This window comes from Streptomyces sp. A18, from assembly GCF_059026065.1.
In genome coordinates this window covers 24,919-43,685 of the sequence record NZ_JBWLKL010000049.1, presented here as the reverse complement: position 1 = coordinate 43,685, position 18,767 = coordinate 24,919, and the positions used below count along the sequence as shown (strand labels likewise).

Sequence of the window (18,767 nt, the reverse complement as noted above, 5' to 3'; positions counted from 1 at the left end):
TCTGGGCCGCCGAGCGGCAGCACACCGAGCACCGCGCATCGCCGACGTGGTGCAGCAGCTCGCGCACCACGGTGTGAAGAAGCGCCACATCAAGGACCCCGACAAGGCCTCCTGGCGGGAGGCCGAAGTCCAGGCGATGGCCGAGCAGGCCGGCTTCGAGCGCCGCTACCAAGCGGTCATCGCCGACAACGGCAGCCTCACGACCTGACAGCGCACCACCTCGTTGCGCACCGATGAGCCGATGGCTGGCCGGGGCCGAGCCCATCACTCCCCGGCCACAGCCCTGATGCGCAGCCGGTCATCGACCCATCACCCCCTACGGCGAGTGCGCACTCCACTTGATCCTCGCGGCTACCCGACGGAGCACCGGGCCCCGGGACGATGACTGCTGGTGGCAGTGGACAAGCCCACGCTGATCACCGGTCACGGCGCCAGCTGCTCGGCGACTGCGCAGCTGTCCGTTTTCGCGCCGACGGCGATGGGTGCGCGGCGCAGCTGTACGCCAACATCGCCCAACGAAGAACGGCTGCATGCCTCCCCGATGCTGACGCGGGGACGGCCAAACTCGGCCTCCTGCAGCGATCACACCCCTAGGCTGGTCATCTGCAGGTGCGCAGTGCCTCATCGCTGCAGGACCCGGTCACCGGATGCGCATTGCGCACCACATCGCAGGGAGGGGATGACGCCGATGACGACCGCGTTGCGCATCGCTGTGGACGCCGAGGTAAGCGACGTGGAGCTGCCGGACGATGGGGCCGCGCAACGGACGTGCCTGAACGATCTCGTCGGCGGCGACGTGGAACTGGCCTACTACCATCGCTCGACGGTGCTCCATCTACACGGCCGGGGCGCCGTCCTACAGCTCCCGCCGAACATCACCGCTTGGGCGCTGGCCTGCGTCTGGCGGCGTATGACCCTGCCCACCGAATACGTACTGCACGGCCCGATCGTCGTCACCGGCGCCTACGGTGACGATGGCCTCCTGGCGCCGCTGCCCGCCGAGTTCGATGTCCAGGTGCGCACCGCCGCGGCCACCGTGTGCGAAGCACTGCGCAGCTGGCAGGAGCGATCGCCGGTCTCCACCGAGGCCGCGCTCGCGGAAGTCCTCGCCTACGTACGGCGCGACGTGGCGTCAGCCTGACTGCGCAACGGGGGGGGGCGGCAGAGGACCTCACCCAGCGGTGTGGTCCTCGCGCGGACCCCACAAGGCTGGTGTTGGGCTGGGTTGGTCGAGTAGTTGATGGATGAGCTGCTCGGTCTCGATCTCCAGCGACAGGTCCAGCGAGCGGTTGACGGCCTCCAGGCGGGAGATCGCGGCTTTCAGCCCTCCACGATTGCCTGCGGCGGCTTCAATTTTGAACCACGCCCGATAGAGGAGTTCGGCGCTCTCGTCGACTTCCAGCCCGGTGGCGGTGGCCCGGCGGGCGAGGGTGAGGTCGTGGTGGGGGCCGGGGGCCAGGCGGTAGGTGGCCACGGTGTGGGCGACGTGCACGATGCGCATGGCCATCTCCTGTTGCAGTGGCGCGCTCCAGGGCAGCGGTTGGGCTCCGAAGGGACGGCCGCGGACCTGGTCCAGTGCCTTCTCCAACTGGGCGAGTCCTGCGGGGCCGTGGGGGAGGGCTGCTTCGACGGTGCGCTGGACGTGGTGCCAGTCGCAGCAGACCTTGTCGGACAGGGTGTAGGGGTCGGTCTTGATGGCGCGGCGCGGCACATAGGGCTCGCCGTCTGGGTCGTTGCCCAGGCTGCGGCGCAGTCCGCCCAGCCGCGCGTTGAGGGTGTCCGTGGACCAGGGCCTGGCCGGGTCCATGTCCGCGCAGAGGGTGTCGGCGCTGCGTCCGGGCTTCAGATGCAGCAGTGCGGCCAGGTGTGCCTCGCGGGTGGCGTGTCGGGAGGCAGCGACGCCGGAGATGGCCAGCGGGCCTAGAACCTGGATGAGGGGAGCAGTTGGGTCAGCGTGCTCGGCCGGGGCGGGCGGTGCGACGTTGCCGGTGCCGGGTTCCGATGCACTGGAGCGGTCGGTGGCCAGCCGCCCGGAAAGCGGGCTGTCGGCCTCCTCAGCATGCTTCTCCTGGTTGTCCCCGCCTGAGCTTGGAGAGTCGGCTTCACCGGGCGTATCTGGAGGAGTGGGCAAGGTGACGGCGGCCGGGGAGGGTGAGGCTGCCAGGAACGCTGGGAAGACCCCGAGCTCCGAGGCGCCCGTCACGCTGTCTTGGCTGCCTGCACTGGCAGCGACGGTCTCCACCGCAGGTGCGCTGGGCGGGGACGGCCGTGGGGTGGGGGCGGCGGGTGTCTGGTCCGGTTGCCGGTTGGCGGCCGCGGTGGGTGCTGCGTGAGCAGTGTGGGTTTCGGCGGGCACGTGCTGCCACGCGCCCTGGGCGGGGTGGGCGTCCTGACCGGAGACGGCCAGCGCGGCGGTGATCTCCTCCACGGCCTCTCGCTCCAGGCGCTGCAGGGTGATCTCGGTACCCAGGATGTCGATGCGCTGGGGCTGCCTGCCGGCCGCATCAATCACCTGGCTCTGCTCGAACAGCAAATCGACAGATGATGAGGCCGGTGCGATCAGCGCCACCTGCATCACGCCCGAGGCTTTGTCGAAGGCCTCGGCGATCTGCCAGGCGCTGTCCGCCGTGAGCTGCGGTGCGCAGAGGATGAGATAGGGCGGGCGGTTGCCTTTCGGCTCCTGATGAGCTTCCAGCAGGCTTTCGGTGAGATCACGTGCGGTGTGGGCGCTTTCACACATGTAGGCGATCCGGGACGTCGGCAGGAGCTGATTCAACCCCTCGCCGAAACCGGTCACCACGACTTCCGCACCCGTGCCCCAGGGGCTCATGCCCAACTCCAGCGCCATCGAGGTGAGGATCTCCTCGACCTGCTCCTGCTGGCCGCTCAGCAGGACGACGCCGGCATGGGGCAGATTTAGCAGCACCACGTTGCCCTGCTTGTCCGCTCCGATCGTCACCAGTCCCGGATAGGGGGCATCCACCTGCGCCGCGTCCTGCTCCTCCAGGAGTTCGACGGTCTCGTCACACGTCCACCAGCCGCCCCCACCTGAGGTGAAAGGGGATGCGGGAGAGGCTTGGAGGTCCTCGGGCAGGATCTGCACGCCGTTGCCGGTGATCCGGGCGCCGCGCACGGCAGGTGGGGGCGTGCCCTCGCGGCCAGCCTGGTAGGCCAGCGTGCGCAACGCCCGGTCCAGCCGCAACGGGCCTGCCGTTTCTGCGGCCTGCGCCATCTGCGCCTCGGCTGGGGAGACCTCGTCGGGCATGGCAATCAGCTCGCCGGGTCTGGCGCGGCGACGCTGCAGGATGCGGCGGAGGGCCAGCGCGAGTGTCACCGCGGCCGCCAGCGACACCAGCACCCCGGCCGTGCGCGTGGTGTTCAGCACGCTCGAGGACGTGTCGGTGGCGTCCGGCACGGGCGCTGGCGTGGAGGGGGCGGGGCTGGCGGGCGAGGCGGGCGTGGCCGATGGCGCGGGGCTCGATGGCGCGCCGGACGGCTTCTCACGGCGGTCCTGTGTGGGCGAGGGGCCGGGCTTGGCCGACTCGGCGGGCTTGTCGCCGCCAGCGGGAGCGTCCTGGTCCTTCTCGCCGTCCTGATCGTGAGGTGAGCCCTCCTCGTCATCCGGGCGCTCGCGGTCGCCGGAGGGGTCCTTGGACGCGGCAGCGGCCGGGATGGTGACCCGCTGGCCAGGAAAGATCAGATTGGGGTCGCTGAGGCGGGGCGTGCCGTTGGGTTGCGTGCGGTCCTTGCTTGCTTCGTACAGCTGCGGCCACTGGTCGGCGTCGCCGGTCTCGTCTTCGGCGATGCTGGAAAGAGACTCACCTGGCCTGACGGTGTGGGTGCGCTCTGCGCCCGCTTTGACGTCATGGGCCGTGGTGATCGGCTGCTCGCTGGCGGCGAGTTGGACATGCGGTGCGGACGCGGGCGAAGTATCGGCCTGTGGGATACGGGCGTCGGTGGGCAGTTGCACGGATGTTCCGGCGGGCAGGAGTGCGGTGTCGGGCAGCTGCGGGTTGAGGCTGCGGATCTCCTGAGCGCGGGGGCCGGAGCCGAGATACTCCACGGCCAAGTCCCACACGGTTTCACCGGTCTCACCCACCACATGGACCGGCCCAACGGCTGAACCCGGCGCCGGGGTGGCAGCACGCTCACCCTTCTCGGCGCCCAGGTCGGCGCCGGCGACGTGCACAGTGGGCTGCACCGGCGCTGTCGCGGCGATCGCCGGAGCCGGTGCGGCCATCGCCGTACCCGCGGGCAGCACCAGCAGCCCGCCCAGGAGGAAACCGGCAAGCCGTTGAGGAGCGCCCAGCACGCGCCGATGCCGCTTTGCGGGGCGGCGCCTGCGCACCAGTCGCGGGAGCTCGGTGAGCACCCCCAGCGCGAACCACCCCCACAACGCCCAGGCCACCACGGTCAGCACGGTGAACAGCACGCCGCCGTCGTCGGGAGACATCAGCGCATCGGTGAGGTCCGAACCACTGGGGGCGCCGCCGGGCAACGTGCCGGCCCTGGCCAGCACCCAGGGCACCCCGACCAGGAGCAGCGCAAGGGCGGCAAGGCTGGCCACGGCGCGCACCAGGCGCACAGCGAGGGCAGCAGGGCCGGGGGAGTGGGGCATCTTCAGGCTCCGGGGTCGGTGCGTTCGAGCGTGACGTCGGCGTGCGCACTCACCTGCATGCTGGAGTAGCCGAAGCCGCCCAGCAGCAGCGTGTGATAGGTGTCGTGGACGGTGATGTCGATGCTCTGCCCGTCCTGGGCCACCGTCACCGCGCCCTGCACCCCGGCATCGGCCAGAAAGGCCTGAGCGGTAGCGACGGCCTTCTGCGGGTCGGCGCGGGTTCCCTCACCGGTGATGGCGTCGGGCCCGTTGATCTCCTGCCCGGCGCTGCGGGCCGCTTCCGCGGCGATGTCCTCCGCATCCGCGGACGCCATCAGGAGACGCCCTCCATCGACCAGCAGTGCCAGCAGGCCGATCACGACGATGGCGAAGCCGAGGAAGTACAGGGTCACCGAACCCCGCTCTGCCCGGCCGCGCACGCGCTGTTGAAGGCTCACTCCACATTCCCCTCGCCCGTACGGTCGACGTAGCGGTCCACTGCGCTGTGCCGCGTCGCGGTGAGTGTCTTGGATCCAGGCAGCCCGGGAACAGCCAACTTGGCCAGGGGGATCGTGCAGTCCACGCGGACCGTGACGGTGCCCGGCTGTCCGGGCTGCGAGGGGAAACCACTGGTGTCGATGACGATGTCCGAACTCGCGCAGGTGCGCTGCGCCTGCCCCAGCGACTTCAACGCCGCCTGGCGGCCGCGGGCTTGAGCGATGTCGGGGTCATCCGATGCGCTGGCCGCGCGCGCGGCGGCCGCCGCCGCGTTCGCCGCGGTGCTGTCCCCCAGACCAGCCAGCCCGAACGCCGCGATGATCCCCAGGATCGGCACCAGCACGGTCAGGCACAACACCGCCTCCAGCGTGGAGGAGCCCCGGTCACCACCGGCCCGCGCGCGGCGTGCCGCGCCCTCCAGGACCCGCAGCGCAGCGCAGAACGGCGTGGGGAGATGGGGGAGCCGGCTCACTGGTTCTTCTCCACGGTGTCCTCGGCGCTGCGCTCGATGCGCAAATCCCACGGCAGGAAGTTCATGACCCTCCCGGTCACCGTCACCCGGACCCGCTCACCGGTGGAGCCAGCCGTGCTGACCTGGGACTGCTGGACCACCCCGACCTGGCTGAGCCAGGACTGGGCACGTTCTGCACCCTGCCCGGGGCTCGACTGGAATTCGGCACCGGTCTGTGCGCCCTTGCGGGCCGCGGTGTGGGCTGCGGTGCTGGCCAGGAAGAACACCCCCAACTGCAGGACGAGGCAGGAGATGAACAGCAGGATGGGCGTGATGATCAAAAACTCCAGGGTGGCGATGCCCCCATCCGCGCGGCGGCCGCGCCCGGCGTCCAGGCGGGCACGCCACCACCGCCAGATCCGGTGTCTCATGCGCCGACTGCGGCCTTGAACCGGTCGATCAGCGTCGTCGACGTGCTCTTGAAGACGGTGCCGAAGGCCACCGCGACTCCGAGCACGACCGCGCCCAGGATCAGCTTCTCCAATGTCTCCATCCCGGCGTCCCGGCGTGCGCCGGACATCTTCTCCACCCGGGTCAGCCATGCGGTGTGCAGCCGGATCGCAGCGTGGTCAAGCACGTTGAACTTCATGATCTGTTTCCCCTCGTTTTCCACCGCGCACCCCTGCGCGTGGTTGGTCGTCAGATGTTGGTCAGGGCGCTGAACGCCGGGTAGGCGAACATCACCAGCACGACGGTGAACAGGATCGTGCCGGGCACCACCAGCCGCTCCGAGGCGGAGTTCGCCTCCGCCTCCCGGTCGGTCAGCAGCCGCTGGCGCAGCAGCAACGCCTGCGTGGCCAGGGTCTTTTGAATCGAGGCGCCTGCCCCGGCCAGCGAGAACGACTCTGCCGGGGCGGCCAGTTCGGGAATGTCGAGCTGCTCACCGAGCTGCTTGAGCGCTTCCCACTGCGGGATACCGGCCAGCTCGGCGCGCTTGAGAGAAGCGCTAATCCGGGTCAGGATCCAGTGGTCGCCGACCTCGGCGGTGCGCTGCACGGCTGCCTCCGGCCCTACGTTCGCGCCCCGCTCCAGTTGCGCGCGCTCCAGGAAGGAGGCGATGGCGTAGCGGACCTCCAAACGGGCGGCCTTTGCCTGGCGGCGCACATTGGCATCCGCGTCGAACCAGATGTAGGCCGCGAACGCGAGCGATGCCAGCAACGGTGGTGCCCACGACAACCCAAAGCCCGCCAAGCTGAGGAGCAGACCGCCGGCTTGCACCATCACCATGGCCAGCAGTGAACCGAGGACCTTCGTCCCGACGTGGTGGGCCACTGACTTGTTCAGCAGCTCCAGGTCTGAGCGCGGCACGGTCAGCCGGTGGCCGTGCGAGGCCAGGATCTGCTCCCCGGCCCGCTCCCACACCGATCCCTTACGGCCAGGCTGCGCATCTGTGGCAGTGGTACTGCGGCGACCCGGTCCTGAGGTGGTGTTCTCCAGGCGGTCCAGGACGGCGTCCATGTCGGGGCGGGAGGGCAGTAGCTCCCGTACCAGCAGAAACAGTCCAGCGCCCACGACAGCGCCGCACGCGAGTGCTCCAGGCGAGATCACAACAGGGCCCCCTTCGCTTTCTGCTTCACGGGCTTGGCCGCTGCACCCAAGACGCTGGACGTGCCGTCAGCGGCCGACGCCAACGGGGCCAAAAGCCGTGGGGCGGGCTTCGATTGGGCGAGCTTGCGCATCCCCACCAGCGCACCGGTGAACATCAACCCGAGCACCAGCATCACCAGCTGCCCCGAAGCCGTGCGGTAGATCTCGCCCCAGGACGGGTTGGTCAGGATGTACACGGCGATCGCCAGCGAAATGATCGACACCCAGCGGGTACCGGTACGCACCTGGCTGCGCTTGGCATCCAGGCTGCGCAGCGAGATCGCCTCCTGCTCGGTGAGGCTGGCCATGGACTGCAGGGCCCGGCTCAAACCGGGCCCGTGATCCTGGGCGTGGGTCAGGAAGAGCATCACCGCGTTGTCGACGGCGCCGTCGGCGAACGCGTCGGCGAACTGCCGGTAGGCCAGGCTGGGGTTGGCGCCCACCCGCAGGCGTGCGGCCAGCAGCCGCACCTGCGGGCGGATCACCTGCGGGGCCCTGGTCGCTGAGGCGGTGATCGCACTGTCCAGGGTGCCGCCGGACTCGTGCACACCCGCCAGCTGCTGCATCCACTCCGCCAGCGCCTCCAGCCGCACGATCTGCCGACCGCTGGTCCCGGCCGGATTCCAGATCCACGGAATGCCCAGCACCGCCGCACCCGCCAGCAGTCCATGGACAGGCCGGGCCCAGATCAGCCAGGCCCCGACCGTGGCCAGGGCGGCGGCGATGACGATGAACCGATAGCGCCGCGCCCAGGCATCGGGCAGCGCGGCTTGGGCGGCCTGCCAGCGCACCACCCACCGCGACGGCGGCCGGTCCGCTGCCGCCACCGGTACACGCGTAACCCCGCGCACGCTCACCAGCAGCCCGCCGATGATCAGCGCGCCGCACAGCGCGGCCAGCAGACTCCACTGATCGCTGCTCATGCGGCGCTCTCCGTTCTGCCGACCAGATCCAGCGGCGTGGGCCAGGCCCCGTACTGGGGCACGGTCAGCCACCGCCGGTCGAACCCGGCCAGGCCTTCCAGCTCGGTGATGCAGGACGGCGCCAGCTGCGGCACCCCGCGCGGGTCAGACCCGTTGGGCGCGAAGATTTCCTGAATGGAGGGGTGGCCGCCCTCGCCGGGCTGAACCTCCAGGACATGCGAGATGAACCGGTGGCGGCGTCCGCCGACCCGGGTCTGGTTGATCTGCTTCAGATAGACGACGAAGTTGATGCTCGTGCCTACCAACTCGTGGACGTCGTCGCGGTGCATGCCCCGGCACAGCGTGACCAGACGCGGCAGCACCAGGTTGGGGTAGGCGGCGTGCAGCGTGCACATGGATCCGGCGCCGCCCGCGCTCATCGCCTGCAGCATCGCGATCGCCTCAAGGTCACGGACCTCACCGACGATCACCCGGGTGGACAGCATGCGCAGCGCGTGCGGGAACATCTGCTCCACGCTGATCTCTCCGACCGGGTGCCCGTCCACGAGCTCACCGTTGGACTCACGCGACTCCATCGCCAAAAACTGTGCGCCGCCCTCGAACTGGTCCAAGAACAGCTCACGGTCGGACTCCAGTGTGACGACGCGCTCTTCCGCGGGGATCTTCTGCGCGAGCGCCCGCAGCAGCGAAGTCTTGCCGGTGCCCATGTCCCCGGCGAACAGGATGTTCTTCCTCGCCAGCACCAAGGCGTGCAAGAAGGCGGACTGGGCGGGGGAGAGGGTGCCCCACTCCTGCAGTTGCTCCAGGTTCGAGGCCAGCACGCGGTGGCGGCGCACGCCCAGGAAGGGAACCGGGGTGAGGGTGGTGGCTTCGGCGCGTGAGCCGTCGGGCAGGCGGAAACTGACCATCGGCGAAGAGGCGGACAGCCTGCGCTCGCGGTGGCCGGAGTTGGAGGCCAGCCGGTTGATCAGCGCGATCAGCTCGTCGTCGTTCTGCGCGACCGGCGCCACCTTCGCGGTGGGCCGGTTGTAATAGTCGACCTGGACGTCGTCACCCAGGACCACGACGTTCTCCACGTCCGGGTCATCCAGGTACTTCTGCAGCGGTCCGGCGTGGAACAGCGCGTCGTAGACGGCCTGGGAGAGCGTCTCGACCTGCGCCGGGGCCAGGGCCTTGTGGCGGCGTGCCTGGTCCACGGCCCACCGAGAGACCCGCTCGGCAACCAGCGAACGCGCCCGTTCGCGGCGTGCGCTCTCGTTGGGCAACGGCTCCTGGTCATCGGCCTCGACGATGTCATCACTGACCGAATCCCGCAGATCAGCGATGTCCTGCGGTGAGGCGGGCAGCGCCCCGTGGGCGGCGACCTCAACAGCCGCCGGAGAGGGAGACGTCAGCGCGGCTGCCGGGCGCAGGGCGTTCGACGCCGCGCCCGGCGTGCCTGGCGCGGTGGGGCGCAGGGCCTGGCTCAGCACATCCTGCAACCGCGCCGGCGAGCCGTTCATGCCGGGTGTTCCGCCGTTCCGCTCAGCCATGCATGCTCACCCCCAGGCGCGGACCCTGAGGCGGCACCGGCGGGGCCTGCCTGCTGGAGGAAAGCCGCTGCAGCACTCCAGCCACCACAGGCGAACTCACCGGAGCCGCAGGCATGTCCAGCGCACGGCGCCGGGTGTGGACCTCCACCCCGATCGACGGCATGGTTTTGCGAGCCTGCTTGATCAAGGCCAGCTTCGCCAGCTTCACAGGGCGCTGCGAGCCGTGCGTAAACAACGCGCCTGCTGACGCATCCCACGGCAGCATGTCGACCACCGGCACGGCAAAGCGCCGCGCAATCGCATCAGTGCGCAACCCGCCCGCCGCCATGGGCAGTTCCTGGATGACCAGCAGCCGCAACGCATCCGCGCCACTGCCGTTGCGTTCCAGCTCACTCTGCAGCACCCGCGCGACCGGAAGCGTCTGCGCCACCGAGGTCAGCGAGTTGCGCACCACCAGCAGCACCACATCGGCCCGGTTGGCCAGCACAGCGGGGAAGAGGCTGGCATGCAGCCCGCCGCCATCGACGACCACCTGCCCGGCATCGACCACCACGTCATAGCCCGCGTGCTGGTCCATCGCCTGCAACAGCAGGGACAACGGCTCCCACGTCCCTGCCAGCGCGGCAGCTTGCGTCGGGTCGGTCAGACCCGGCAGCAGCAGCCGATTGCCCTCTGCATCCAAGGGACGCAGGTGCGCCTCGAACGCTTCGGCCAGCTGGTTTTGCAGGTGGGCCTGCGCCAGATGCCACAGCCCCACCTCCCCGCCCCAGGCCCCTTGCCGATACCCGGAGCGGATCGAGGCCTGCTTCGCCCCGGCCTCCACCAGGAGGGAGGGGCGGGTACTGGAAAGAGCCAACGCCAGCGCGGACACGGTGACACCGCACCCGTGGCCGCCGGCCAGCACCATCACAGACATCGCGCCTCAGCCCCCGGTCTTCAGCACGATCGCCACCTGGCCCGCACTCGCATCCGAAGCCACCCCAGCGCTGTCCGCTTCCAGGACGGCGACCTGCACGACGACGTCGCCGCTACTGGAGGGCGCACCGACCTTGACGACACGACCGCCGACCTCGGTGAGCTCAGGCTTCTTGCCGATTACGTCGCCCTCCTTGGGGCGGGTCACCAGGCTGACCGTGGCGCCGGGCCGCAGCGCATCAACCGGCGCCATGCCCCGCTTCACCTCCACAGCAACCAGGGCCTCGCCAGGCCGGAGTCCGCCCTTGCCGGTGAGCTGACGGGCTGTAAGCAGGGAACCTACCGACAATGCGGCAGAGGCACGCCGACCCACGATTGTGTTCTTCTTGGCGGCAGCCACCGGCTTCAGACCCGGGTCCTCCGGGAGGGCGACCACCCGCAGATCTTCGTCCGTGATCTTCTGTCCGGCCGGCACGTCGCGGGCCAGGGCGAGCACATCGGAACGCTGACCCGAGGCGTTCAACAGACCGGCGAACCCGATGGCCCCGGCCAGCACCATGACCGCGCCGATCACCATGAACGAACGGCGCCGACGGCGCGGCGGCTCCGGATCGATGATGTCCAGGTCCGGTCGCATTACATCCCCGGCCGGTGGGGCAGGCACCTTCGTTGCCCTGTTCTTCGTACTGCTCTTCAACACGTGCGTGCCATCCCGCCTAGTCGAGGACTCTCATCTCGCCCACGGACACCTCAAAGTCGCTCTCGCGGACCTCGGGGAACGCTCCCTGCTCGTCGCCGCCTGCGGTGACCTGCCAGTCCACCGCCCACGTCGCGGTTGCGGTGCCCTTGAAGCGGCCTTCCGCGTTCTCCTTAGAGGAGGTGCGGTAGAGGTGGCCGCAGTCGGGCGACTTGGCCATCCCGTAGGAGGCCTTGTACTTGGTACCCGCGCCCTGACAGGTGACCGTCTTCTCGTCACCCATCGACCAGCGGATAGACGACACCTTGGCCGTTGCCGACACCGTGACGCTCCCGGCTGTCGCGGTCGCTGTGTTGGGGCCGAACGTCGTGGTGGAAGGATTGACCCACATCCACATCGGCACCCCGACCGTGTACTTGCCCGCCGCACGTGGGCTGGCGACATCAGGGCCGAGCAAGTTCATCTTGTCCACGGCCTCCTGGGCCAAGACTTCGGGGTCAACAGCGGGTGGCTCCTCCGCCGCCCAGAAGGGCATGGGAATGGCTCCGATACCCCCGTCTGTCGAGAAGCGGCACTCCCGCTCGTAGACTGCGCCGTCGTCGTGGCCTGCCCAGAGCGCGCTGTCCTTGGGGGGTTGCGGATCCATCTTCGTGATCTTGCAGGCCTGACGCTCGTCCTTCTCCTTGCCCTTGCTGGTTCCTTTTCCAGCTCCAGATTGGGCGGGTTGGGCGCCGTTCCCACCCGGCGGGCGGCCTTCCTGGCCGGCCTTGCACATGATCAAGGTGACCGCTCCATCCACACAACTCCCGCTTTCGGGAGGAGCTGCCTGGGCAGGGCGTGGCGCTGCGACGGCGAGGCTGGCCACTGACGCCAGGGCGGCGAAGATGGTCAGCAGGCGCGCTGCTGGGGCTCGAGTTCCAAGACCATCCACTTCTTCCCCCACTTCTCGGCTTTGACGGTGGTCGTGTAGCGGCTGAGGTTTCCCGTGGGCAGGGGGACTGGCTTGCCCGACTTGCGGTAGAAGTACTTCCAGGTGGAGGTGTCGAGGCAGTCTGTGAGCTCGGCCCGGGGTACCTCGCGATTGAGATCGGTGCTGGTCACTTTGGTTTTGTGGCCAGGCTTGCCCTTGGCGAACATGCCCTTCTTCTGCAGGCCTTCGACATCGAGCTTGGCGCGCGCGTAGGCACCCGCCGTGGCGTACTTCTTCAGGGCGGTGCCTTCGAGGTCCGCTGCCGCATAGGCCTTGACCTGCTCTTCCCACATGCGCTCGTAGACTTTCAGGACTGCCCGCTTATCTGCGGCCTGCGGGTCTGCGCTCTTGGTGGGTTTGTCTGCGGTGGGCTTGCTGGGTGGGGCGGAGCTCTTGTCGGCCTTTGCGTCGGAGTCGCTGCTGCAGGCTGTGAGCACGCCTGCGCTACAGAGGGCGACAAACAGGGCGGTCGAGCGGTTCATTTTCCTGCTGCGAATGCCGGAATATGCCTGCTGGTGTGCTGCGCGTGTCACTGTGTCTCCCCGTGCGGCGTGATGGCGAGCCGGTCATCTCCCATGGCCGAGATCAATGCACTTGGGGAGTGCGCGGCTGGTGCGAGCTGCGGTGACGTGTTCTGTGACGGTCACACTACGACTCACCATGCGCATGGGTCACCCTGTTCCTCCCGCTCCCATAAGGGAGTTGGGTCAAATTCGGTCACAACAAGTCACCGTATGAAGGCAGTTGGAGAGCGTGGCTGTCTCTGCCTGCAGTGGGGCGGGGTCTGTGGCCGGTGCAAAGGCGAACACTGAAGCGGCGAGCGAATCCGGAGCGTGACGCCTGGCTTCGATCTGCCCTTGGTCTCCGAGTGCGAGGCGGTGCGTGGCGGCAAGACCGGTTGGGACGAGCTGTCGAGAGGCCAGGGAACTGGAGAAGGTAGAGGACGTGAATCGCCCGTGGTTTGCGCATGGGTAGGGGCCGCCCCCTGGATGGAGGAGTCGGCTGGGTCCTTTCGCGCGGGTAACGTTTCGCCTGCTCAGGGCGAGGACGCACGGACGCCTCGGGCTTCCCGGTGTGGTGTGCCTAAACTGCGCCGGAGCTACGGGTTCCATGGTCTGTGCTCATGCCAACGCCAAGGGAGGGATCACTGTTAATGAGTACGGCGGCGGGCCTCACGGGGTGGAGGAGCGGTCGATTGGGGCGGCGGAGGTAAGCATGGAGCAGTATGGGGTGAAGAAGCGGAATCTTGCGTGGTCTTCGTGCCGTCGCCCAGGGCTCCTTTCAGTCGGCCGCGGCCGACTACCGCGGCGTCGAGCAATATCCCGGGGCGACGGGCCGAATCCCGAGCGAAGCAGCGGTGTCAGCTGTTAGATAGCCGGGAAAGTTGGCGCGAATATGATGAGGGACGGGGTACGGGGGCCCAACCGCGCGTTGAGTCTGGTCTTGATCGATGAGGTGCCCGCTGTCGCACAGGGCTCTCTTGAAAATCACCTGCAGGCTGCCGTGTTGGCCCAGGTCAAGCGGAGTCCTGGTGGGGCGCGATAGTGACGTCGTGGCCAAGTGCCGCGAGTTGGGCGAGCAGGCGTCGGGTCTGCCGTTCCCTGCCCAGCCGGCTGGTGAAGTGATCCGCGCCCAGGTCCCGGTAGGGGGCACCCTCGTGCAAGATGTGCCACGCGGCGACGAGGATGGAGTGCCCGACCGCGACGGTCGCCCGTTTCACGCCACGGTGTGGCACCAGCCTTCGAAACTGGGCGCCGAGGTAGGTGGCCTTCATCCGGGCGGCGCTTGAACCGGCCATGTATAAACCGGTCTTGAGCCAGGTGTCGCCGTGCCGGGTCCGGCCCGACATTCGTTTGCCGGCGGACTCGTTGTTGCCCGGGCACATCCCTGCCCAGGAGGCGAGGTGGCCGGCGGTGGCGAACCTGCTCATGTCCACCCCGATCTCCGCGATGATCACCTGGGCCAGGACCAGGCTGACACCGGGAATCGTGGCCAGCAGTTCGGCCTGGCGCTGCAGCGGCCGCAGTTGACGAGCGATCTCCTGGCTCAGCTGGATGATCCGGGCGTCGGCCTGGTCGATCGCCCGCAGCATCGCCGCGACCATGAACGCATGGTGATCGGTGAAACTGTTGGTCAGTGCACGGTTCAGCAGCGGCACCTTCTCCAGCATGCGGCCCAGCGCCATCCCCGCCAGTACTTGCGGATCGCGCTCCCCGGCGACCAGGGCATCGAGCATGTTCCGGGCGGACCGGCCGGTGATGTCGGAGACCACCGCGCTGAGCTTGATGCCCGCGTCTTCCAGGAACATCGCCAGCCGGTTGACGTCCCTGGCCCGGTCCCGGACGGTCTCGGTGCGATAGCGGGTCAGATCCCGCAACTGCCGGATGTCGCGCGGCGGTACGAAACTGGGCCTCACCAGCCCGTGCTCGACCAGGCGGCAGATCCACTCGCAGTCCCTGACGTCGGTCTTGCGCCCCGGTACGGTCTTGATGTGCTGGGCGTTCAGCAGCCACGGATCGATGCCTTCAGTGGCTTCGAGCAGGTAGTACAACGGCTTCCAGTACGAGGCGGTGGCCTCCATACCTACCCTGGTGACCTCGTTCGCCAGCAGCCAGTCCCGCAGTTCCAGCAGGCCGTCGCACATCGTCGAGAACGTACGTACCTCGCGACGGCTCCGCTTCCCCTTCCCCGGAATCCGGATGCACACCTTGCACTCGATCTTGCCCAGGTCGACCCCGGCGCAGCGTTCCTCGAACACGTCCATAGCCGCCTCCACACGACCGGTTCGGTCAGCTGACGGTGCCCGCCCTTCCGGGGCCACAGGATTCGAAGAAGCTCTCTTGCGTGCTCATGGCAACATCACTGGACTCCTGCACACGGCCCCTGCGTCCGACTTCGTTTCGGGCTCAAGACTCGGCGCCAAGCTCCATCGACGTCCTCCGGACGAGCACCACCCGAATTTTCCCGGCCACGGGGCGGGCCCGCCAGGGACCGGGGCGACTTCGTTCTGATCGGCGGTGTCTTGGTACCGCCGATGGCACGAGCGGCAGTGCACCTCCTGGGTGCCAACGCGGATACCTTCACCCTCGTGTACGAGCCGCGGATGTCCGCGAGTGTCGCTAAACGTCCCTCGATCTTGATCTCTGCGGCGACGGTCCAGACGTGGGCTAAAATTCTTCGGGATCCGCGACGACGGCGGCTGGCTCGGAGGTTCCCGTGGCAGGGCGAAGAGATTGGCAAAGGGTTCGAATTCCAGTTGGTCGCGGACTACTGGAGTCGCGGTCGGCACAGTGCGGGTCCTCCTGGCGGCGATACAGCGAATCGTGGCCGAGCGTCAACGGCTGGCTCGCTCTACGGACGGCGTTGCGTCGACACGCGTTACACAGGAGGTGGAGGTACTTCGCGGGCTGCGCGGACATGGCGGCGGCCTCCGGCCGCTGAAGGCACCAGGGCCGAGGGGGCGTGCGGTACTACATCAACGGAACGGATTCGAGTCGCTGGATCTGTCCGTCACGGACGTGCACCATTGCTCCAATGGCGAGGGCCTGGAGGCCGAGGAGAACACGTGCGCGGGCACGTTCCGGCAGGGCCGCGAGAGCCTGCACGGTGGGCAGGACGCGCACCTTGGTGCGCGGGTCGCGGTAGGTCAGCGTCTCCGCCTGACGGTGTGTGAGGGGAGCAGTTACGACGATGTGGGTGATGATCTTGCGACGCCTCATCTGCACCTGGTCCACTGCGACTCTGCGCCGTGTCGGCAGGCCGGTGGGCAGCCTGGTGAGGACCGTCTGGGCGGCTTCCTCCGGACTCTGGTCGTGTTCGACTGCCCCGGTGGGGAGCGCCAAGGTGTTGCCCGGCCCGTATGCGAGGGCGAGTTCGAGTGCCCCGACGGGGACGAGGACGCAGACGCCGATGATCGGGGGGCGCCAGTTCTCGTACGGCGTCCGCGTCTGGGGCGTGGCTGTGAGCGCGAGGGTCAGTGTCACATCCAGCCGCCTTGCTCCACGGCGTTCACGATGTCGGCCAGGTGCTTGAGGCTGCTCGTTCCCGGAATGGGAGCTATGTGGGGGCCGTGGGCGAGGAGCCAGGAGAGCGGGGTGGTCACGTCTCCGTTCGGTGCTGCCGCGCCGGCATCGAGAGGCCGGTAGGGGACGTAAGGAATGCCGTGATCGCGGCACAGTTCCACGACTGGGTCGTACCGGTCATGGATGTTGAGGACGTTCTGCACGGCTGCCACGGGCGTCTGTTGCTGCGCCAGTTTGAAGTCCTCGGCGGTGATCCTGGAGAGGCCGATGTGCCCGATCTTCCCTTCCTCGCGGAGCGCGCGCAGCGTGCCGAGCTGATCGGCGAGGGGCACCTCGGGGTCGATGCGGTGCAGGTAGCACAGCTCCAGCCGCTCGACGCCGAGGCGGCGCAGGCTCGCCTCGATGCTGGCTCGCAGATACACCGGGTGCCCGTGCGGAGCCCACAGGTCCGGGGCCGGTCGCGCCAACCCGACCTTGGTCGCAAGCAGGATGTCGCCCGGGTAGGGGTACAGGGCGTCTTTGATCAGGTGCTCGACGGTGTGCGGGCCATAGGCGTCCGCGGTGTCGATATGAGTGATGCCGTGGGTGTGCACGGCGTGGCGCAGCACGGCCAAGGCCTGGCGGCGGTCGGCGGGGTCCCCCCAGGTTCCAGGTCCGGTCAGTCGCATGGTGCCGAATCCGAGTCGCGAAACGGTCTTTCCGGCGATCGCGATGGTGCCGCCGGGTGATGTCACCACAGGGTTGGCTCCTGTTCTGGTTCGGGGGCGCCGGGCAGGCCGGGCGGGACAGCGGCGGCCACGAGCTGGTCCCACGTCTCGTAGTGGCGGGCCATGGCGATGAGGATCTGGGCCGTCGCGTACGCGTCGTACGTCGCGCGGTGGCGCTGCGCGGGGGCCTGGGTCAGGTCCGGCTTAACGTGCTCGATCAGGGCGTCGAGGCGGTACTTGGGCAGGCCGGGATAGGTGGCTCTGGCCAGCCGAAGCGTGTCGATGACTCCGGCCGGCTGCCACTGCGGCAGATGCGCGGACAGGACGCGGTAGTCCACGTGCGCGTTGTGCGCGGCGATCCACGCCGTGCCCAGGCACGCGTGGACCGCGCCCTTGATCTCCTCCCAGCCTGGCTTGTCGGCCAAGAACTGATTGGTCAGGCCGTGCACCCGGGCCGCGAAGGGCGTGACGGGCCGGTTGGGCTTGGTCAGCCAGGCGCCAGCGGTGCTCGTGTCGAGCCTCCCGTCGCGTACGGGGAGTGCCGCGACCTCGACCAGGTCGGGTGGTGTGGTGCCGTTGCCCTCGACGTCGACGACCAACAGGGCGGGCCAGGAGGAGAAGTTCATTTGGCGGGTGTTCCGTTCTCCGCCTCCCAGCCGATGTCGGCTCGGCCATGCTGGCGGTGGTGGTGGGGCTTGGCTCGGTCGTGGCACTGGTATCCGAAGCCGTGTTGGAGGTAGTAGCGCGGCGGTTCGTCCAGTCCCTCCACGACGATGGCACGGTTGGTGACCTCGATCGGGCCAGTCGCGCCGAGCCCACGTGCTTCTTGAGTGACGGCCGTCAACGCTGGTTTGACCCAGGCGGTCTCGCATCGCGCGAGCTGCTCGGGCGGGCAGATGTCGCACAGTTCCCGGATGCCGTAGTGGCCGTTATAGTCGGCCTCCCCATGGGCGTAGGCCACGCCGCAGGAGGTCTTGCGGAACAGGGCTTCCCACGAGCCGTCTTGCTCGAAGGCGTCGAGGATCCGCCGCTCGGCGGCCTCGGGCAGGATCTTGCGTCGGGCCGTTTGGTCGTACGGCATCGTGAGGCCGTGCGCCTCGGAGGACGCGGCGATCTCGTCGCGGAAGAACAAGCCGGTGAAGACGGTGGCGTGCGCGTGCCGGGACAGTTCGCGGGCGCGCGCAAGGTCGGCGTCGGTGTCGTTGAGGCCGGGCACGATGGGCCGCCAATACAGGACGGTGCGATACCGCTCGGCGTGCTCGTACAGGACGCGCAGGCTCGCAGCGGCGATGCTGCTGTCCACCGGTTCGATCCGCTCGTCCTGAATGTTCGAGTGCGTCACCAGGACGGTCAGGCGCAGATTCTGGAGGCTGTTGAGGACAGCGCAGTCCTCCGGTGTCACCCTCCACCGCGTGATGACCAGGACGTGGTTGGTCAGGCCCCGCTCGTCCAGGTTCCGCAACACGCTGAACACGTGGGGCTTGACGGCCGGGAGCATCGGATCGGTGGCCCGGTTCAGGAGCTGGATTGGCGTCTTGTGCGGCACGAAGTAGGCGTGGCCGATGAGTTGGCGTACGGCTTCCTCATCGCTCATCAGGCGGCGTGGGACCTTCATCGCGAAGTTGTCGAAGGTCTGCCGGATGCAGTACGCACAGTCCAGCGGACAGCCCACGACCCAGTTGAGCGAGAGTCCGGACTTGCGGTACTCGATGACGGTCGCGAGGTCCGGCTTCAGGCTGGCGATACTGGCGGCAGACAGGATCGGCAGGGACCGTCGCGCGCCGACGGTGGGAGCGTTCATCAGGGTC

The 18,767-nt window shown here is 68.5% G+C and carries 19 protein-coding genes; 2 read left to right on the top strand and 17 right to left on the bottom strand.

Annotated features, from left to right (window positions below):
* Both AC5P1C_RS38905 and AC5P1C_RS38900 read left to right on the top strand, forming a co-directional pair.
* Positions 1-208, top strand: a 208-nt coding sequence (locus AC5P1C_RS38905) for a hypothetical protein (protein ID WP_493870705.1), incomplete at its 5' end; no start/stop codon positions are given.
* Between the two features lie 480 nt (positions 209-688).
* Positions 689-1,141 carry a hypothetical protein gene (locus AC5P1C_RS38900; RefSeq protein WP_493870704.1) on the top strand — a complete coding sequence of 151 codons (453 nt, stop codon included), beginning with the start codon at positions 689-691 and terminating at the stop codon, positions 1,139-1,141.
* A gap of 30 nt (positions 1,142-1,171) precedes the next feature.
* Here AC5P1C_RS38900 and AC5P1C_RS38895 read toward each other — a convergent pair whose 3' ends face one another.
* The 17 genes from AC5P1C_RS38895 to AC5P1C_RS38815 all read right to left on the bottom strand — a co-directional run bounded on the left by AC5P1C_RS38895 (position 1,172) and on the right by AC5P1C_RS38815 (position 18,760).
* Positions 1,172-4,567 carry a LysM peptidoglycan-binding domain-containing protein gene (locus AC5P1C_RS38895; protein WP_493870703.1) on the bottom strand — a complete coding sequence of 1,132 codons (3,396 nt, stop codon included), beginning with the start codon at positions 4,565-4,567 and terminating at the stop codon, positions 1,172-1,174.
* 53 nt (positions 4,568-4,620) lie between these two features.
* Complete coding sequence (locus AC5P1C_RS38890) at positions 4,621-5,055, bottom strand: pilus assembly protein TadG-related protein (protein WP_493870702.1); 435 nt, start codon at positions 5,053-5,055, stop codon at positions 4,621-4,623.
* On the bottom strand, positions 5,052-5,567 hold the full coding sequence (locus AC5P1C_RS38885; protein ID WP_493870701.1) for a TadE/TadG family type IV pilus assembly protein: 516 nt from the start codon (positions 5,565-5,567) through the stop codon (positions 5,052-5,054). Before AC5P1C_RS38885 ends, AC5P1C_RS38890 begins: the two co-directional genes overlap by 4 nt.
* Entirely contained in the window at positions 5,564-5,977 is a 414-nt protein-coding gene (locus tag AC5P1C_RS38880; RefSeq protein WP_493870700.1) for a TadE family protein, read from the bottom strand. The genes AC5P1C_RS38885 and AC5P1C_RS38880 overlap by 4 nt, the downstream gene beginning before the upstream one ends.
* The gene (locus tag AC5P1C_RS38875; protein WP_493870699.1) at positions 5,974-6,195 is read right to left on the bottom strand and encodes a hypothetical protein; all 222 of its coding nucleotides are present in this window, start codon (positions 6,193-6,195) and stop codon (positions 5,974-5,976) included. The genes AC5P1C_RS38880 and AC5P1C_RS38875 overlap by 4 nt, the downstream gene beginning before the upstream one ends.
* A gap of 50 nt (positions 6,196-6,245) precedes the next feature.
* Positions 6,246-7,064, bottom strand: coding sequence for a hypothetical protein (locus AC5P1C_RS38870; RefSeq protein WP_493870698.1), 819 nt, complete (start codon positions 7,062-7,064; stop codon positions 6,246-6,248).
* 86 nt (positions 7,065-7,150) lie between these two features.
* A complete protein-coding gene (locus AC5P1C_RS38865) occupies positions 7,151-8,116 on the bottom strand; it encodes a type II secretion system F family protein (RefSeq protein WP_493870697.1) in 966 nt (321 codons plus the stop codon).
* On the bottom strand, positions 8,113-9,648 hold the full coding sequence (locus tag AC5P1C_RS38860) for a TadA family conjugal transfer-associated ATPase (RefSeq protein WP_493870696.1): 1,536 nt from the start codon (positions 9,646-9,648) through the stop codon (positions 8,113-8,115). The genes AC5P1C_RS38865 and AC5P1C_RS38860 overlap by 4 nt, the downstream gene beginning before the upstream one ends.
* The gene (locus AC5P1C_RS38855; protein WP_493870695.1) at positions 9,641-10,555 is read right to left on the bottom strand and encodes a hypothetical protein; all 915 of its coding nucleotides are present in this window, start codon (positions 10,553-10,555) and stop codon (positions 9,641-9,643) included. The genes AC5P1C_RS38860 and AC5P1C_RS38855 overlap by 8 nt, the downstream gene beginning before the upstream one ends.
* A 15-nt stretch (positions 10,556-10,570) precedes the next feature.
* The gene (locus tag AC5P1C_RS38850; RefSeq protein WP_493870694.1) at positions 10,571-11,200 is read right to left on the bottom strand and encodes an SAF domain-containing protein; all 630 of its coding nucleotides are present in this window, start codon (positions 11,198-11,200) and stop codon (positions 10,571-10,573) included.
* Positions 11,201-11,279: 79 nt separating this feature from the next.
* Positions 11,280-11,906: an ATP/GTP-binding protein gene (locus AC5P1C_RS38845; protein ID WP_493870693.1), complete on the bottom strand. Its 627-nt coding sequence runs from the start codon at positions 11,904-11,906 to the stop codon at positions 11,280-11,282.
* Between the two features lie 242 nt (positions 11,907-12,148).
* Positions 12,149-12,763 carry a hypothetical protein gene (locus AC5P1C_RS38840; RefSeq protein ID WP_493870692.1) on the bottom strand — a complete coding sequence of 205 codons (615 nt, stop codon included), beginning with the start codon at positions 12,761-12,763 and terminating at the stop codon, positions 12,149-12,151.
* A gap of 983 nt (positions 12,764-13,746) precedes the next feature.
* A complete protein-coding gene (locus AC5P1C_RS38835) occupies positions 13,747-14,994 on the bottom strand; it encodes an IS110 family RNA-guided transposase (RefSeq protein ID WP_493870691.1) in 1,248 nt (415 codons plus the stop codon).
* Between the two features lie 706 nt (positions 14,995-15,700).
* Positions 15,701-16,213, bottom strand: coding sequence for a hypothetical protein (locus AC5P1C_RS38830; protein WP_493870690.1), 513 nt, complete (start codon positions 16,211-16,213; stop codon positions 15,701-15,703).
* A complete protein-coding gene (locus tag AC5P1C_RS38825; protein ID WP_493870689.1) occupies positions 16,210-16,989 on the bottom strand; it encodes an aldo/keto reductase in 780 nt (259 codons plus the stop codon). Before AC5P1C_RS38825 ends, AC5P1C_RS38830 begins: the two co-directional genes overlap by 4 nt.
* The gene (locus AC5P1C_RS38820) at positions 16,983-17,585 is read right to left on the bottom strand and encodes a 3'-5' exonuclease (protein WP_493870688.1); all 603 of its coding nucleotides are present in this window, start codon (positions 17,583-17,585) and stop codon (positions 16,983-16,985) included. The genes AC5P1C_RS38825 and AC5P1C_RS38820 overlap by 7 nt, the downstream gene beginning before the upstream one ends.
* A complete protein-coding gene (locus tag AC5P1C_RS38815) occupies positions 17,582-18,760 on the bottom strand; it encodes a radical SAM protein (RefSeq protein WP_493870687.1) in 1,179 nt (392 codons plus the stop codon). The genes AC5P1C_RS38820 and AC5P1C_RS38815 overlap by 4 nt, the downstream gene beginning before the upstream one ends.
* Between the last annotated feature and the right edge of the window lie 7 nt (positions 18,761-18,767).

What these genes read in the sequence shown, in the direction of transcription:
- AC5P1C_RS38845 (WP_493870693.1), bottom strand. Translation starts at nt 11,906, where the DNA reads ATGGATCCGCAACCCCCCAAGGACAGCGCGCTCTGGGCAGGCCACGAC.
- AC5P1C_RS38835 (WP_493870691.1), bottom strand. Translation starts at nt 14,994, where the DNA reads ATGGACGTGTTCGAGGAACGCTGCGCCGGGGTCGACCTGGGCAAGATC.
- AC5P1C_RS38875 (WP_493870699.1), bottom strand. Translation starts at nt 6,195, where the DNA reads ATGAAGTTCAACGTGCTTGACCACGCTGCGATCCGGCTGCACACCGCA.
- AC5P1C_RS38900 (WP_493870704.1), top strand. Translation starts at nt 689, where the DNA reads ATGACGACCGCGTTGCGCATCGCTGTGGACGCCGAGGTAAGCGACGTG.
- AC5P1C_RS38815 (WP_493870687.1), bottom strand. Translation starts at nt 18,760, where the DNA reads ATGAACGCTCCCACCGTCGGCGCGCGACGGTCCCTGCCGATCCTGTCT.
- AC5P1C_RS38855 (WP_493870695.1), bottom strand. Translation starts at nt 10,555, where the DNA reads ATGGTGCTGGCCGGCGGCCACGGGTGCGGTGTCACCGTGTCCGCGCTG.
- AC5P1C_RS38865 (WP_493870697.1), bottom strand. Translation starts at nt 8,116, where the DNA reads ATGAGCAGCGATCAGTGGAGTCTGCTGGCCGCGCTGTGCGGCGCGCTG.
- AC5P1C_RS38820 (WP_493870688.1), bottom strand. Translation starts at nt 17,585, where the DNA reads ATGAACTTCTCCTCCTGGCCCGCCCTGTTGGTCGTCGACGTCGAGGGC.
- AC5P1C_RS38860 (WP_493870696.1), bottom strand. Translation starts at nt 9,648, where the DNA reads ATGGCTGAGCGGAACGGCGGAACACCCGGCATGAACGGCTCGCCGGCG.
- AC5P1C_RS38850 (WP_493870694.1), bottom strand. Translation starts at nt 11,200, where the DNA reads ATGCGACCGGACCTGGACATCATCGATCCGGAGCCGCCGCGCCGTCGG.
- AC5P1C_RS38870 (WP_493870698.1), bottom strand. Translation starts at nt 7,064, where the DNA reads ATGGACGCCGTCCTGGACCGCCTGGAGAACACCACCTCAGGACCGGGT.
- AC5P1C_RS38880 (WP_493870700.1), bottom strand. Translation starts at nt 5,977, where the DNA reads ATGAGACACCGGATCTGGCGGTGGTGGCGTGCCCGCCTGGACGCCGGG.